Source organism: Actinomadura rupiterrae (genome assembly GCF_024172125.1).
In the GTDB taxonomy this organism is placed as follows: domain Bacteria; phylum Actinomycetota; class Actinomycetes; order Streptosporangiales; family Streptosporangiaceae; genus Spirillospora; species Spirillospora rupiterrae.
Window position 1 is genome coordinate 1 of the sequence record NZ_JAMZEA010000018.1, and the last position, 14,122, is coordinate 14,122.

General features: G+C 72.5%; 16 protein-coding genes. 5 read left to right on the forward strand and 11 right to left on the reverse strand.

From position 1 onward, the window contains the following. Nucleotides 1–104: 104 nt before the first annotated feature. From FHU30_RS42735 to FHU30_RS42745, 3 genes are all read left to right on the forward strand, one after another. Nucleotides 105–1,373: a CAP domain-containing protein gene (locus tag FHU30_RS42735; RefSeq protein WP_253883459.1), complete on the forward strand. Its 1,269-nt coding sequence runs from the start codon at nt 105–107 to the stop codon at nt 1,371–1,373. Between the two features lie 116 nt (nt 1,374–1,489). Further along, complete coding sequence (locus FHU30_RS42740; RefSeq protein ID WP_253883460.1) at nt 1,490–2,809, forward strand: hypothetical protein; 1,320 nt, start codon at nt 1,490–1,492, stop codon at nt 2,807–2,809. A 23-nt stretch (nt 2,810–2,832) separates the two neighbouring features. Continuing rightward, nucleotides 2,833–4,707 carry a hypothetical protein gene (locus FHU30_RS42745; protein WP_253883461.1) on the forward strand — a complete coding sequence of 625 codons (1,875 nt, stop codon included), beginning with the start codon at nt 2,833–2,835 and terminating at the stop codon, nt 4,705–4,707. A 74-nt stretch (nt 4,708–4,781) separates the two neighbouring features. On the opposite strand, the gene truA is transcribed toward FHU30_RS42745, so the two are convergent. From truA to infA, 8 genes are all read right to left on the reverse strand, one after another. After that, complete coding sequence (truA, locus tag FHU30_RS42750) at nt 4,782–5,603, reverse strand: tRNA pseudouridine(38-40) synthase TruA (RefSeq protein ID WP_253883462.1); 822 nt, start codon at nt 5,601–5,603, stop codon at nt 4,782–4,784. 252 nt (nt 5,604–5,855) lie between these two features. Continuing rightward, entirely contained in the window at nt 5,856–6,335 is a 480-nt protein-coding gene (gene rplQ / locus FHU30_RS42755) for a 50S ribosomal protein L17 (protein ID WP_253883463.1), read from the reverse strand. A gap of 136 nt (nt 6,336–6,471) precedes the next feature. Continuing rightward, a complete protein-coding gene (locus tag FHU30_RS42760) occupies nt 6,472–7,485 on the reverse strand; it encodes a DNA-directed RNA polymerase subunit alpha (protein ID WP_026415301.1) in 1,014 nt (337 codons plus the stop codon). Nucleotides 7,486–7,591: 106 nt separating this feature from the next. Further along, nucleotides 7,592–8,218, reverse strand: a complete 627-nt coding sequence (gene rpsD, locus FHU30_RS42765) for a 30S ribosomal protein S4 (protein WP_253883464.1) — start codon at nt 8,216–8,218, stop codon at nt 7,592–7,594. 25 nt (nt 8,219–8,243) lie between these two features. Then, nucleotides 8,244–8,645, reverse strand: a complete 402-nt coding sequence (gene rpsK, locus FHU30_RS42770; RefSeq protein ID WP_021596710.1) for a 30S ribosomal protein S11 — start codon at nt 8,643–8,645, stop codon at nt 8,244–8,246. 61 nt (nt 8,646–8,706) lie between these two features. Continuing rightward, nucleotides 8,707–9,087, reverse strand: coding sequence for a 30S ribosomal protein S13 (gene rpsM, locus FHU30_RS42775; RefSeq protein ID WP_253883465.1), 381 nt, complete (start codon nt 9,085–9,087; stop codon nt 8,707–8,709). Between the two features lie 213 nt (nt 9,088–9,300). Then, nucleotides 9,301–9,414, reverse strand: a complete 114-nt coding sequence (gene rpmJ, locus FHU30_RS42780; protein ID WP_021596712.1) for a 50S ribosomal protein L36 — start codon at nt 9,412–9,414, stop codon at nt 9,301–9,303. A gap of 63 nt (nt 9,415–9,477) precedes the next feature. Beyond that, nucleotides 9,478–9,699: a translation initiation factor IF-1 gene (infA, locus tag FHU30_RS42785; RefSeq protein ID WP_018657567.1), complete on the reverse strand. Its 222-nt coding sequence runs from the start codon at nt 9,697–9,699 to the stop codon at nt 9,478–9,480. Between the two features lie 336 nt (nt 9,700–10,035). Between infA and FHU30_RS42790 the strand changes: the two genes are divergently transcribed. After that, a complete protein-coding gene (locus FHU30_RS42790; protein ID WP_253883466.1) occupies nt 10,036–10,593 on the forward strand; it encodes a hypothetical protein in 558 nt (185 codons plus the stop codon). 72 nt (nt 10,594–10,665) lie between these two features. On the opposite strand, the gene FHU30_RS42795 is transcribed toward FHU30_RS42790, so the two are convergent. Continuing rightward, nucleotides 10,666–11,313, reverse strand: coding sequence for a sortase domain-containing protein (locus FHU30_RS42795; protein WP_253883467.1), 648 nt, complete (start codon nt 11,311–11,313; stop codon nt 10,666–10,668). 482 nt (nt 11,314–11,795) lie between these two features. Here FHU30_RS42795 and FHU30_RS42800 point away from each other — a divergent pair, with 482 nt between their 5' ends. After that, nucleotides 11,796–12,605 (forward strand): phosphodiesterase, encoded by an 810-nt coding sequence (locus FHU30_RS42800; RefSeq protein ID WP_253883468.1) that lies wholly within the window; start codon nt 11,796–11,798, stop codon nt 12,603–12,605. 64 nt (nt 12,606–12,669) lie between these two features. Here FHU30_RS42800 and FHU30_RS42805 read toward each other — a convergent pair whose 3' ends face one another. Both FHU30_RS42805 and map read right to left on the reverse strand, forming a co-directional pair. After that, complete coding sequence (locus FHU30_RS42805; RefSeq protein ID WP_253883469.1) at nt 12,670–13,110, reverse strand: DUF1707 SHOCT-like domain-containing protein; 441 nt, start codon at nt 13,108–13,110, stop codon at nt 12,670–12,672. A gap of 194 nt (nt 13,111–13,304) precedes the next feature. Beyond that, nucleotides 13,305–14,114, reverse strand: coding sequence for a type I methionyl aminopeptidase (gene map, locus FHU30_RS42810; protein ID WP_253883470.1), 810 nt, complete (start codon nt 14,112–14,114; stop codon nt 13,305–13,307). Nucleotides 14,115–14,122 lie beyond the last annotated feature (8 nt).

Below are 14,122 nucleotides of genomic sequence, written 5' to 3' on the forward strand. Positions count from 1 at the left end.
TCGTTGCCTCGGGTCAACGACTTATGTCCCATATATGGATAAGGTGCCGCCCGTCCGGTTCCCCCTCGCCGGCAGCGCGCCGGCCCGGCCCCCAGGAGCACTCGATGCGCCCTCCCCGCCGCGCCTCCCGCTCGTCCCATCCCCGAGATCCCCGGGCGGACGAGCCCTACCCGCCCGCGCCCTCCGCGCCCCTCGGCGGGTACGGGGCCCCGGACCAGTTCGACCCGCCCGCCGGGCCCCGGCCCCTGGAACACGAGCGGCACCGCCCGTACGAGGCGATTCCCCCTCTCGGCGCCTCCCAGGCCGCGCAGCCCTTTCAGGGCGCTCACAGGGCTCAGGACGCCCCCGTCCACGCTCAGGGCGCTCACGGCCCCGGCTACGGCGACCAGCAGCCCTATCCGCCCGCGCACGGCGACCAGAACTACGTTCCCGAGGCCGGTGACACGCTCGCCTACTCCCCCACCGGACGGGCGCCGCACGAGCCCCCTCCCGGGTACGGCGGCGGTCATGGCGGCCCGCACGGCGGCGGACGGTCCGGTGGATCGGGCGGCGGACGCGACTTCTGGGACTCCCGTCCCGGCGGCGGTGGCGGTCGCAAGCGCCGGACGCCGCTGATCATCGCGGGCGCGGCCGGGGCGATGGCCCTGGTCGTCGGCGCGGGCATCGCCGTGAACCAGCTCACATCGGACGGCGGCGAGCAGAAGCCGACCGCCGCGTCCAAGCCCGAGGGCGGGCCGTCCGACCAGACCGGGACGCAGCCGGACGCCTCGCCCAGCGACAGCCCGTCCAGGACGCCGTCCAGGGCTCCCAGCACGAAGCCCAAGGCCAAGCCGAGCTCGAAGAAGCCCGCCTCGAAGCCCACGTCCGGCAAGACCGGCGGCGGCTCGGACTCCCCGTCCGGCGGATCGGGCGGAAACGGCGGCTCGGGCGGCTCGGGCGGCGGGTCTGGTTCCGGTGGGAACGGCGGCTCCGGCTCCGGCGGTGGCGGCGGCGCGACCGCGTCCGAGATGGCCGTCTACAAGCTGACCAACCAGCAGCGCGCCAAGGCGGGCTGCTCCCCGCTGCGGCTGGACGCGCGCCTCACCCGCGCCGCCCGCCTCCACTCGCAGGACATGGCGGCGCACGACTACTTCAGCCACGACTCCCGGAACGGCGACGACCCGTGGACCCGGATCAAGCGCCAGGGCTACACCCAGCCGGGCGCCGAGAACATCGCCAAGGGCTTCCCGGACGCGGCCGCCGTCATGAAGGGCTGGATGAACAGCCCCGGGCACCGCGCCAACATCCTGAACTGCGGTTTGAAGGCGATCGGCGTCGGCCGGGCGGACGGTCCGGACGGCCCGCTGTGGACCCAGGACTTCGGCTGGATGTGAGCTCCGGCGGACGCCGCGTGAGGTTCCCGAAACCAGCGGCGTCCGGTTCGCCCCCATGTCATGGTGGGTGGGCCGAAGGTCCAGAGCCCTGAGTAAAGAACGGTAGGGTCCGAGCCATGGGTTACCCCGGTGACACAGGCAGAAACGGCGGCTGGCCTGCAGAGCAGCCGTCGCGGCAGCCCCACGGTCCCGGCGGCGCGGAGCCCGCGCCGGTCTCGTGGGACGACGACCAGAACCGGTTCGCCCCCGGTTCCTTCGGCGCGCCCCCGGGCGGCCTGTCGCAGGAACCGGCGCGCTCGGCGTCCGGGCACGGCGACCCGAACGGGACGGCCGCCCTCGGCGACCCGCCCGCGTTCGGCGGCCCCGCCTCCGACCAGGGCTTCGGCGCTCCCCAGCCCGGCTTCGACGACCCCGCTCCCGGCCAGGGCTTCAACGCTCCCGGCCAGGGCTTCGACGCCCCGCAGGCCGGTCCCGGCCACGCGCCCGCGTTCGGCGAGCAGCAGCACCAGTTCGGCGCCCCGGGCGGCGAGTTCGGCTCGGGCCAGAACGACTTCGGCCCAGGCCCCGGCGAGTACGGGCAGGGCGAGCACGGCTCCGGCGGCCCGGGCGATTTCGGTCCCGGCCCCGGCGGGCCGGGCGGCTTCGGCGGCGACGGCTTCGACCAGCACGTGGCCGGACCGCCCCCCGGCAAGGCCAAGAAGCGCAACCTGCCGCTGATCATCGGCGGCGCGGCCGTCGCGGGCGTGGTGCTCATCGGCGGCGGCATCGCCGCGGCGTCCCTGCTCAAGGACGACCCGAAGCCGAAGCACAAGACCACGGCGACGACCAAGTCCGCGCCGGCCAAGGGGACCCAGCCGTCCCCGTCCCCCTCCCAGACCCTGGACCCGGTGAAGCTGAAGTCCCGGGCCACCGACCCCAGCCCGCTGGGCCTCGCCGAGATCTACGGCAAGGCGTCGTTCTCCGGCGCGGGCGAGAAGTACAAGCGGACCGGCTGGAACACCGCCAAGGACTGCACCGGAGCGGTCGGCGGCACGGCACTGACCGGCTCAGTGAAGAAGGGCGGCTGCTCCCAGGTGCTCCGCGCCACCTACACGCGCGGCGACGGCAAGCTCATCGGCACCGTCGGAGTTTTCAACCTCAAGACCGAGACCGCGGCCAAGGCGGCGGTGAAGGCGGCGGCCGACAAGGACGCCTACCTCAAGCCGCTGCCGGGCTCCGGCAACACCAAGAAGATCGGCACCGGGCTCGCCCTCGGCACCGCCGAGGCACGCGGCCACTACCTGGTCATGACCTGGGTGCAGCGGCCGGACGGCAAGAAGATCGCCGACAGCGCGCACCAGGACGTCTCCGACTTCGGCCAGCAGGTGATCCAGGGCAGCGGCCTCAGTTTCGCGCTGCACTACCGGGAGACCGAGGGCAAGCCCTACCGGAGCTGATCGGCACGAGGACCTGAACCCCCATGCCTGAACCTGACGAGATCCGCCCCGCCGAGGCGGCGGCGGACCCCGCCCCTGCCGCGCCGCCGAGCTTCGGCCACGACGAGCCGGCGCGCCCTGCGGGCGAACTCCGCATCCCGACCGCCTTCCGCCTCCAGGCCCCCTGGTGGGCCGCCGAGTCCACCGACACGGACGAGCCGGACCCCGAGCCCCCTTCCTCCCCGCCACACCAAGCGGAGGCCACCCCGGCCCCCGCACCCACCTACGACCCCGCGCCCGCGCCCACCGGCCCGGCGACCCAGCCGCGCCCGGAAGCACCCGTGCCGCATGCCGAGGCCGCTGCCGACCCGGCGAGCCCGCCGCACGCGGACGGCCCGGAACCGACGGCGCCACACCCCGCCGAGGCCCCTGACCAGGCGGCTCCGCTCCATGCTTCGGCAGCCGGTCCGGGCGCGGGGTCGGCGGCCGGGAACCGGCGCGTGCCGGAGCCGGAAGATCGGCTCGTGGCAGGGGCGGGTGCACCCGACGTGGACTCGCGCCGGGCCGTCCCCCGTCCGAAGCCGACGTCCCGTCCGGCACGCGACACCGTCCCGGACGGCACGCCGATCCAGCCGCCCGCGGCCTCGCAGCCCGAGCAGGCTGCCAGCACCGGCCCTCGGCCGCTCCCGTCAGCGCAGTCCGACGGCACTGGCCCTCAGCCGCTGCCGTCCGCGCAACCCAGCGCGGGCGGGCAGGCGGCGGACGGGACGGGGCCGCAGGCGCTGCCTCCGGTGCCGTCCGCGGACGGGACCGGGCCTCAGCCGACGGTCGCGGAGCCTCGGCCGGCGATCACGCCACCCCCGGCGCCGCAGGCGGCTCCGGCGGCCGGGCTGGAGGCGCGGACGGACAGCCGGACGTCCGGGCCCGTCCTGACGCCGGACGCGATCCTTCCGCCCGGCGTGACGCTGCCGCCCGCCGTGGCCCTGCCGACGGTCGAGCGGAACGTCGAGCAGACCGTCCACGACGTCCCGAGGCAGAACGCGCCGGTCACGGTCACCGACATGCCGACCGTCCCGCAAAGGCCGGCCACCGGGGGCGCGACGGCCACGGCGGTAGCGCCCGTCCAGCCGCCGCCCCTCCGCCCGGACGGCCCGAACGACGGCAACACCGGCCCGCAGCCGGTCTTCCCGGCAGGCCCGCTGAACAGCGGACCCGGTTCCAAGGCGAGCCGGCGGAAGCGCCTGCTGATCGGCGGAGGCGTCGCCGCGGCGGTCCTCGCGGTCGGCGGTATCGCCGTGGCCGGAATCGTCTCCAGTGACGGCGGCGGCAAGACCACGAAGCACAAGACCCGCCCGGTGGCCGGCGGCTCGCCGTCGCCGAGCGCGCCCGTCCACCACCCCGTGGACATCAACGACGAGAAGACCGACACCAGACCGCTCGCGCTGACCGAGGTCTTCCCGAGCCCGGCGATCCAGCTGGGCGGACAGAACTTCCAGCGCGACCGATCGTCGGTCAACCACCAGTGCGGCCTGACCGCGCGCGGCTCGATGGCCGCCGCGCTCGCGCACGAGGGCTGCCGGGCGGTCGTCCGCGTGACGTTCGTCAGCGACTCCAAGAAGTTCGCCGTGACCAGCGGTGTCGCCGTCCTCCCGACGCACGACGCGGCCGTCAAGGTGAGCCGCTCCGGAAACCCGGGCCGCTACGAGTGGTTCCGCGGCCTCACCGGACCGCACTCGCCCGACATCGACGGCACGGGCGGTTACGCTGCCGCTACCGTTCGAGGCCGTTACGTCGCATACGCGTACGCCACCTACACCGACGGCACCCGCATCACGCCCCAGGACACCCAGATCAAGGGCCTGGCCCAGCAGTTCCTCGACTACGGCACCAAGGCCCTGGACGCCCGCGCCCGAGGCTGAGCCCAAGTCTGAACGGCAGAACGACTGAGCGCCCGGTGCCGCACGGCACCGGGCGCTCAGTCGTGAACGAGGATCTAGCCCAAGGTCCGGACGCGCCGGGTCTGCTGCGCCCGGAGCGCCAGATCGGCGTCGTCCGGATACGAGATCTCCTCCAGCGACAGGCCGTGCGCGGGAGCCACGTTCACCGCCGAGTCGCGGACGCGCGCACCGAGCACCTCGGCGGGCCAGTCGATGTCGCGGCGGCCGTCACCGACGACCAGCAGCGCCCCGACCAGCGCGCGGACCATGGAGTGGCAGAACGCGTCGGCCTTCACCGTGGCGACCGCGAAGTGCTTCTCCTCGCGGTTCCACTCGAAGACCTGGAGCTCGCGGATCGTCGTGGCGCCCTCGCGCTTGCGGCAGAAGGCGGCGAAGTCGTGCTCGCCGAGCATCAGCTTCGTCGCGGCGTTCATCCGGCTGATGTCGAGGGGGCGCGGGTGCCAGAGGACGTCGTGGCGGCGCAGCGGGTCGACGCCCACGGGGTCGTCGCAGACGCGGTAGGCGTAGCGCCGGGACAGCGCGGAGAAGCGCGCGTCGAAGCCCTCCGGGGCCGTCCGGACGCGCCAGACCCGCACGTCCGGCGGTAGCAGGCCCGCCAGGCGGCGCGGGAGCGTCCCGTTGACGGCCGAGTAGGCGGCGACGGGCACCACCACGTGCGCGACCTGGCCGCGGGCGTGCACGCCCGCGTCGGTGCGCCCGGCGACGGTGAGCACGGGCGGGGGGTCGAGCCGCAGCACCCGGGCCAGCGCGTCCTCGATCACGCCCTGGACGGTGCGCTGGCCGGGCTGTCGAGCCCAGCCCGCGAAGTCCGACCCGTCGTAGCCGATGTCGAGCCGGAGTCGTACGAGAGCGGTCATGGGAGGCGGGGGTTCCTTGTCCTTTGCGTCGGGCATCGCGCGTCCAACCAGTTCCTGCCGACTGTCCGATTTCCGCCGACCGTGCCTCCGGTGCGGGGCCCCGGCATGGGACCGTCCCCGTCCGGCGGCGTGCCCCAGTGCATCATCGCCCCCCCTGACCATGGGATCCAGTCTGGCAAAGATCGAGCCCGCCGTCCCGTAGGGGGACGGCGGGCCCTCACATGTCGAGCGGGAAAGAACCCTTCCGGGGCCTTACTCCGCCTTCTCCTCCGCGGTCTCCTCGGCCTCGTCCGCGACCTCGGGGGTCTCGGCGGGGGCCTCGGCGACGGGCTCGGCCGGAGCGGCGGCCTGGGCCGGACGGGACGACGCCGCCAGCTGCTCGGTCACCAGCTCGATGACCGCCATGGGGGCGTTGTCGCCCTTGCGCGGGCCGAGCTTGGTGATCCGGGTGTAACCGCCGGGACGGTCGGCCATGGCCGGGCCGATCTCGGTGAACAGGGTGTGCAGGACGCCCTTGTCACGGATCGTCTTGGCCGCGAGGCGGCGGTTGTGCAGGTCGCCCTTCTTGGCCTTGGTGATCAGCTTCTCCGCCAGCGGGCGCAGGCGGCGGGCCTTGGCCTCGGTGGTGGTGATGCGGCCGTGCTCGAACAGCGAGGTCGCGAGGTTCGCCAGAAGCAGCTTCTGGTGAGCCGCGCCGCCGCCGAGGCGGGCGCCCTTGGTGGGCTGAGGCATGGTGTGTCCCTTCTTGCACCGGCCGTGCCAGGCACCGGTGGCAAATCTCCGCCGCCGGCCGTACCAGGTACCGGCGACGGGGTTGCGGATGATCCTGGCCCAGTTGGGCCCGGATCGGTTTCAGGCTAGGCGGAGATCAGTACTGCTCGGTCTCGGCGTAGCCGCCGTCGTCGTCGCCGTAGTTGTCGGCGGCGGCGGACGGGTCGAACCCGGGAGGCGAGTCCTTCAGCGAGAGGCCCATGTCGTTGAGCTTCTGCTTGACCTCTTCGATGGACTTGGCGCCGAAATTCCTTATGTCGAGGAGGTCCTGCTCGGAGCGGGCCACCAGCTCGCCCACCGAGTGGATGCCCTCGCGCTTCAGGCAGTTGTAGGAGCGGACCGTGAGGTTCAGCTCCTCGATCGGCAGGGCCAGGTCCGCGGCGAGCGCGGCGTCCGTCGGGGACGGGCCCATGTCGATGCCCTCGGCCTCGACGTTGAGCTCCCGGGCCAGGCCGAACAGCTCGACGAGGGTCTTGCCGGCCGAGGCCACCGCGTCGCGCGGCAGCATCGCGGCCTTGGTCTCCACGTCCAGGATGAGGCGGTCGAAGTCGGTGCGCTGCTCGACTCGGGTGGCCTCGACCTTGTAGGTGACCTTGAGCACGGGCGAGTAGATGGAGTCGATCGGGATCCGGCCGATCTCCTGACCCGGCTGCTTGTTCTGGGCCGCCGAGACGTAGCCGCGGCCGCGCTCGACCGTCAGCTCCATCTCCAGCTTGGCCTTGTTGTTCAGCGTGGCGATGTGCAGGTCCGGGTTGTGGACCTCCACACCGGCCGGCGGCGCGATGTCGGCCGCGGTGACCTCGCCGGGGCCCTGCTTGCGCAGGTACATGACCACCGGCTCGTCGTGCTCGGACGAGACGACGAGCTCCTTGAGGTTCAGGATGATGTCGGTGACGTCCTCCTTCACCCCCGGCACGGTGGAGAACTCGTGCAGGACGCCCTCGATCCGGATGCTGGTGACAGCGGCTCCGGGGATGGACGACAGCAGGGTGCGGCGGAGTGAGTTGCCGATCGTGTAGCCGAAGCCCGGCTCCAGCGGCTCGATGGTGAACCGCGACCGGTACTCGTCGACCTGCTCCTCGGTGAGGGTCGGGCGCTGAGCGATGAGCATGGGTTTTCCTTCTTTCCGCGGTGCCCGCTATATGACGACCGCAGTGGAGTTCTTCCCTGCCCGCCGCCGCCCACGCATGGCGCGGGCGGGCGGCGGGCGGTGAGCCCTACTTGGAGTAGAGCTCGACGATCAGCTGCTCCTGGACGGGAGCGTCGATCTGCTGGCGGACGGGCAGCGAGTGCACGAAGATGCGCATGCGCTCGGCGTCCACGCCCAGCCAGGCCGGAACCTGGCGCTCGCCGGCCTCGGCCTTGGCGACCTGGAACGGCGTCATCTCCAGCGACTTGGCCTTGACGTCCACGATGTCGGCCTCGGAGACGAGGAAGCTCGGGATGTCGACCTTCTTGCCGTTGACCCGGATGTGACCGTGCCGGATCAGCTGGCGCGCCATGTCGCGGGACTTGGCGAAGCCCGCGCGGTACACGACGTTGTCCAGGCGGCGCTCCAGCAGCGAGAGCAGGTTGTCACCCGTCTTGCCCTGCTGGCGGTTGGCCTCGACGTAGTAGTTCGAGAACTGCCGCTCAAGCACGCCGTAGATGCGCTTGGCCTTCTGCTTCTCGCGAAGCTGGAGCAGGTACTCGGTCTCCTTGGGACGACCGCGGCCGTGCTCACCCGGCGGGTAGGGACGGATCTCGATCGGGCACTTCGGGCCCTCGCACTTGCTGCCCTTGAGGAACAGCTTCATCTTCTCGCGGCGGCAGAGCTTGCAGTCCGCACCGGTGTAACGAGCCATTTTCTGTGATCTCCCCTACGGCTTCTCAGACCCGGCGACGCTTCGGCGGGCGGCAGCCGTTGTGCGGAACGGGCGTGACGTCCTGGATCGAGCCCACTTCGAGGCCGGTGGCCTGGAGCGAGCGGATCGCGGTCTCACGGCCCGAGCCCGGACCCTTGACGAACACGTCGACCTTGCGCATCCCGTGCTCCATCGCGCGCCGGGCGGCGGCCTCGGCGGCCTGCTGCGCGGCGAACGGGGTGGACTTGCGGGAGCCCTTGAATCCGACGTGGCCGGAGGAGGCCCAGGAGATCACGTTCCCGTTGGGGTCGGTGATCGAGACGATGGTGTTGTTGAACGTGCTCTTGATGTGGGCGTGCCCGTGAGCGACGTTCTTCTTCTCCTTGCGGCGCACCTTCTTCGCGCCGACACGGCTCTTGGGAGGCATCTCTGCTCTCTTCCTTCTGAGGTCGTCGATCCGTCAGACCAGACGAGGTCCGGACGGACTGCTACTTCTTGCCGGCCTTCTTCTTACCGGCCACGGTCTTCTTCTTGCCCTTGCGGGTACGCGCGTTGGTCTGCGTGCGCTGACCGTGCACGGGGAGGCCGCGGCGGTGCCGGATGCCCTGGTAGCAACCGATCTCGATCTTGCGGCGGATGTCGGCCTGGATCTCGCGACGGAGGTCGCCCTCGGTCTTGTAGTTGGCTTCCATCCAGTCGCGCAGCTTCACCAGGTCCTCGTCGGTGAGCTGGTGGACGCGGGTGTCCGGGTCGACGCCGGTCTGGGCCAGCGTCTCCTGGGCGCGGGTGCGACCGATGCCGAAGATGTAGGTGAGAGCGATCTCCACGCGCTTGTCGCGCGGGAGGTCGACGCCGAGGAGGCGTGCCATCTCTGGCGGTTCCCTTCATTTGGCGGAGGTGTTGGCGCATCGCGTCCGCACACACCCGACTCGCGTCGGGTGGCGGCCCCGGCCTCCGTCCGGGGGTGGCCCCTTCACACGACGGTGCCGCACGACCCGATCTTGGTGGACCGGAGCCGTACGGCGACCGCGTGCGAAGGCTGCGATGCGTGGATCAGTTGTTGAGCGCCTGCGGTCTGGGCGTCAGCCCTGACGCTGCTTGTGGCGCGGGTCGGAGCAGATGACCATGACCCGGCCGTGCCGGCGGATGACGCGGCACTTGTTGCAGATCTTCTTGACGCTCGGCTTGACCTTCACTGGGTCTCCTATTGATCAGGGTCACCCGGGTGCCGCCACACACCCGAGAGGCAACCCCAGTGATTACTTGTAGCGGTAGACGATCCGACCGCGCGTGAGGTCGTAGGGGCTCAGCTCCACGACGACGCGGTCGTCCGGCAGGATCCGGATGTAGTGCATCCGCATCTTGCCGCTGATGTGGGCGAGCACCTTGTGCCCGTTGTCCAGCTCAACCCTGAACATGGCGTTCGGGAGGGACTCGATGACGGTGCCCTCGATCTCGATGGCGCCTTCCTTCTTGGGCATGTCCTCCGCGCTTCGCTGATCGGCTCATTGGACGAAGGCCCGCGACCACCCCACGCACGCCGCGACCGCCGCTGGATCGGAGATCCGGGGATCGGGCGAGGTGCGGAACCGGCCGCGACCACGCCACGACGCGCAGGTGCGTCAAAGCAGGGATACAAGGCGGCCGAACACGGACCGACATAAGAGTGTACGTCACCGGGCGGCGGAACGCGAAATCATCCCACGGCCCGGCACCGGATACTGCTCCCGACACAAGCATACAGCGCTCCCGCGTTGTACCTTTCCAAGAGGACCAACGTCCAGGGTCCGAGCGGACCGGCGCCCAGGGGAGGATCGATGCCGAGCTATGACTTCGCGCTGATCCTCAGCCGTCCCCTCTACGAGGAGGAGCTGGACCCCCTGTTCGACCGCACCCACGGACAGGTCACGGTCTCGATCATCACCGAGCCGCAGCACGCCGACCGGCCCGGCAACGCCACCGCGTCCTGGCACGCGGCGACGCTGGCCGAGGCCGTGATGCAGGTCGTCGCGCACCTGGAGGCCGCCGCGCCCGGGCTGCACGTCCGGCAGGTCGAGGCCGACCCGCTGCTCACCATCCGCGACATCGCCGAGCGCGTCCGGCGCTCGGTCGAGTCCGTCCGGCTGTCGATCACGGGCGCGCGCGGCCCGGGCGGCTTCCCGGCGTCGGAGATGTCCACCGGCGGGCACCGGCTCTGGCGCTGGTCCAAGATCGCCGCCTGGTACGACGTGGACGACCCGCAGCTGCGCGAGGCGCGCCCCACCACCCAGGCGATCAACGGCTGGCTCGCGCTCCGCGACGTCGTCCCGGACATCGCGCCCACCCCGGAGGACGTCACGTCCGCCCTCAGCGCCGTCCTCACCCACGTCGCCTAGCCCTGCCTCACGTCGCGCGGACTGGGAGGCTCGTCACTTCGGGGCCGAAGCCGCATGGGCACCGCGCGGGGGTCAGCCTCGGGGCATGGACGCCAGGTCGGCGGCGCGGTAGGCGGCCGCGAAGGTGGCGTAGACGATGAGATTGTCGTCATAGGCGCCGCGGGCGCGGTCGTAGCGTCCGGCGCAGGTGATCAGCCGCAGCTCGGGGACGGTCCCGGCGACCAGCACGCGCGACTCGCTGAACCGCCGCTTCGGCACCTGCTCGGCCCGGGTCATGCGGAACACGGCGACCGTGCCGTCCGAGCGCGCGACGCCGATGATGTCGCCCGGGCTCAGCTCGCCCAGGTGCGCGAAGACGCCGGGCCCGGACGCGGTGTCCAGCCGTCCGAGCACCAGCGCCGCGCCCGGCTCCCCCGGACTCGGCCCGGACGCGAGCCACCTCGCGCGGTCCGGCGCGTCCGGGAGCAGGGCCTGGACCGTTCCGGGGAGGACGCGTCCGAGCGGCGCGGACAGCGCGATCTTCGGAATCAGCAGCCGCGTCGGGACGGCGTGGTCGAGGGCCGTCCGCAGCGGCGCCGGGACGTCCGCCCTGCCCTGTGGCAGCGCGAAAGAGGCGCGCTCGTGGCGGCCGCGCGGTCGCGGGAAGGCGGACGCCCCCGGCGACGGCCTCAGAACGCAGCGTGCCGACTGGCGGCGCCTCCCTGGACAAGGTCTAGGCATCCGGCCTCCCGGTCCGCCGCACGGCCCGCCAGGGCCCGCCCGGGGCACGTTCTACCAGCGCGGACCCCGGCCCCCGCGGCGCGGCGTCCGGCGGGCGGCCCGGCGGCACCGGCGGCCCCTGCCCCCCGGTGGCCGGGGATATGATCGACAGCGTCCGCCCCGCCCGAAGGCGTGCCTTCCCAGGTCTCCACGTCGCCCCGTCGTCCACGGACGCCGCCGGGCGGGCGGGGAGCGCGGTCAGGAGCACGGCGCGCGCCGAGGCCGCGCGTGCGCCGGGCCACCGGAAAGGCATGGTCTCCCCCGCCGGTCCCGGGGTCGGACGGGACCGGTGATCGATTACTGCCCGGCCCGCCTCGACGGTCCGGTCAGCCGGACGCAAAGATCGGGTCAGCGCTTCCCCCGGCGAGGATGCCGCGGGCGCGGGCGGCCGGGGCGTGCGAACGGGTCCGGTCCGTGGTTCGCTTGGAGGAGGGGGAGGATCAATGGCGATCATTGCGCAGCTCAGCGACATCCATCTGGCGGTCGGCCGGGACGGCGAGGTGGACGACGGCTCGGGGCCGGTCCGCTCGCTGCGCGCCGCGGTGTCCAGCCTGCTGGCACTGCCCGCCCGGCCGGACGCGGTCGTCCTGACCGGGGACCTGGCCGACGGCGGCCGGCCGATCGAGTACGCCCGGCTGCACGCCCTGCTGTCCCCGCTGCCGATGGCGGTCTACCCGCTGCCCGGCAACCACGACGACCGGGACGCGCTGCGGCACGCGTTCCGCGACCATCCGGCCGTCGCCGGCAGCGGCGGCCCCGGCGAGCCCGTCCAGTACGCGGTGGACGTCGCCGGAACCCGGCTGGTCTGCCTCGACACGACCATCCCGGGCTCGACGTCCGGCGAGCTGGACCTGGAGCGCCTCGCCTGGCTGGACGCGACGCTCGCCGAGCATCCGGACGTCCCGACCGTGATCGCCATGCACCACCCGCCGTACCCGATCGGCATCCGGTTCATCGACGACACGGGCCTGGCCGGGACCGAGGGCCTCGCCGAGATCTTCAAGCGGCACCGCCAGGTCGTCCGGGTGATGAGCGGGCACGTGCACCGCAGCTCGGCCGGCTCGCTCGCCGGGACGCCCTGCACCACCACCTCCAGCACCTACCGGCAGCTGTTCCTCGACCTCACCCGGCCGGGCCGGGCCGCGCTCACCGGCGAGCCCGCGGGCTTCTCGATCCACCTGATCGAGGGCGAGTCGGCCGTCACCCACTTCGTCCCGACGGGCAACTACCGCCCGCTGATGGAGGTCGACTGAACCGGACGCGAACGCGTCGGAGGCCCGTCCGGAACCCCGGACGGGCCTCTCTCGTCCTCCAGTCCTAACGTTTGCTCTCCGGGCCGCCGAACAGGGACCTGAGCAGCAGCAGCGCGCCCCACGGCCCGGCCACCCACAGCCACCACGGGTACGGGACGACCGGCGCGGTCACCGCGATGATCGCCCAGATCACCAGGTTCAGCGAGGACACGACCGCCCACGCGCCCCACATCGCGCGCGTCCCCGTCCAGACCTGCCCGCCGTGGGAGCGGGGCGCGACGGTGGCGCGCTGGTAGGCCGGGATCGGCCGGTGGTGCAGGTCGGCCTCGGGCAGGTCGGCGGTCAGCTCGTCCAGCTCGCCCATGGTCCTGGCGGAGTAGACGGCCTCCAGCCGCTCCTCCAGCTCGACCATGGTCAGCCGGCCCTCCGCGGTGTGCTCGCGCAGGCCGGCGGCCACCCGGTCCCGGTCGGCGTCCGAGGCCCGGATATCTGGATTGGACGCCATCGCGACCCCTTCACAGCGTCGTTCGAGGCAGCGGGAATGCGCCCCGCCGCTACCTCCCAGAGTGCCCAAGGATCGGCGGTGCTCTCAAGGTAGCCAGGACCACCTTCCCCCAGGGCACGGAATCCACCCCGCCCGTCCCGGTTCGACCGGGCGGATCGACCGCCCGAGTCGGCCGCCCGGGTCGAGCGGCCGGGTCAGGCGCCGAGCTTGGCGAACCACTCCTTGCCCTCGTCCAGCGCGGTCAGGACGCGCGGACCCTCGGGCGTGACGGCGAAGGTGTGCTCGAAGTGCGCCGAGGCGAGGCCGTCGGTGGTGATCACCGTCCAGCCGTCGTCCAGCTCGGCGGTGTCCTTGGTGCCGAGGTTGACCATCGGCTCGACGGCGAAGCACATGCCGGGCTCCAGCACCGGCCCGTGGCCCGCCGCGCCGTGGTTCGGGATGAGCGGGTCCATGTGCATCTCGGTGCCGATGCCGTGCCCACCGTAGCCCTCGACGATCCCGTACTCGCCCTGGGACCGGACGTAGGTCTCGATCGCGTGCGACATGTCGGTCAGCCGCGCGCCGGCGACTCCGGCGGCGAGACCGTGCCACATGGACGCCTCGGTCACGTCGAGCAGCTTCCGCAGCTCGGGGGTGATCTCGCCCACCGGGACGGTGATCGCGGAGTCGCCGTGCCAGCCGTCCACGATCGCGCCGCAGTCGATGGAGATCACGTCGCCGTCGCGCAGCACCTTGTCCGGCCGCGGGATGCCGTGCACGATCTCCTCGTTCACCGAGGCGCAGATCGTCCCGGTGAAGCCGTGGTAGCCGAGGAAGGACGGCACGCCGCCGTGGTCGCGGATGTGCTGCTCGGCCAGCCGGTCCAGATCGAGCGTGGAGATGCCCGGCTCGACCGCCTCGCGCAGCAGCTGCAGCGTGCGGCCGACCAGCAGGCCGGCCGCCCGCATCAGCTCGACCTGCTCGGGCGTCTTGATCTGGATGGCGGGCTTGCGCCGTTTGAACACTGTCTCTC

Excerpts from the sequence above, each read along its gene's own strand:
- FHU30_RS42735 (WP_253883459.1), top strand. The coding sequence starts at position 105 with ATGCGCCCTCCCCGCCGCGCCTCCCGCTCGTCCCATCCCCGAGATCCC.
- FHU30_RS42740 (WP_253883460.1), top strand. The coding sequence starts at position 1,490 with ATGGGTTACCCCGGTGACACAGGCAGAAACGGCGGCTGGCCTGCAGAG.
- FHU30_RS42745 (WP_253883461.1), top strand. The coding sequence starts at position 2,833 with ATGCCTGAACCTGACGAGATCCGCCCCGCCGAGGCGGCGGCGGACCCC.
- truA (WP_253883462.1), bottom strand. The coding sequence starts at position 5,603 with ATGACCGCTCTCGTACGACTCCGGCTCGACATCGGCTACGACGGGTCG.
- rplQ (WP_253883463.1), bottom strand. The coding sequence starts at position 6,335 with ATGCCTCAGCCCACCAAGGGCGCCCGCCTCGGCGGCGGCGCGGCTCAC.
- FHU30_RS42760 (WP_026415301.1), bottom strand. The coding sequence starts at position 7,485 with ATGCTCATCGCTCAGCGCCCGACCCTCACCGAGGAGCAGGTCGACGAG.
- rpsD (WP_253883464.1), bottom strand. The coding sequence starts at position 8,218 with ATGGCTCGTTACACCGGTGCGGACTGCAAGCTCTGCCGCCGCGAGAAG.
- rpsK (WP_021596710.1), bottom strand. The coding sequence starts at position 8,645 with ATGCCTCCCAAGAGCCGTGTCGGCGCGAAGAAGGTGCGCCGCAAGGAG.
- rpsM (WP_253883465.1), bottom strand. The coding sequence starts at position 9,087 with ATGGCACGCCTCCTCGGCGTCGACCTCCCGCGCGACAAGCGCGTGGAG.
- infA (WP_018657567.1), bottom strand. The coding sequence starts at position 9,699 with ATGCCCAAGAAGGAAGGCGCCATCGAGATCGAGGGCACCGTCATCGAG.
- FHU30_RS42790 (WP_253883466.1), top strand. The coding sequence starts at position 10,036 with ATGCCGAGCTATGACTTCGCGCTGATCCTCAGCCGTCCCCTCTACGAG.
- FHU30_RS42795 (WP_253883467.1), bottom strand. The coding sequence starts at position 11,313 with ATGCCTAGACCTTGTCCAGGGAGGCGCCGCCAGTCGGCACGCTGCGTT.
- FHU30_RS42800 (WP_253883468.1), top strand. The coding sequence starts at position 11,796 with ATGGCGATCATTGCGCAGCTCAGCGACATCCATCTGGCGGTCGGCCGG.
- FHU30_RS42805 (WP_253883469.1), bottom strand. The coding sequence starts at position 13,110 with ATGGCGTCCAATCCAGATATCCGGGCCTCGGACGCCGACCGGGACCGG.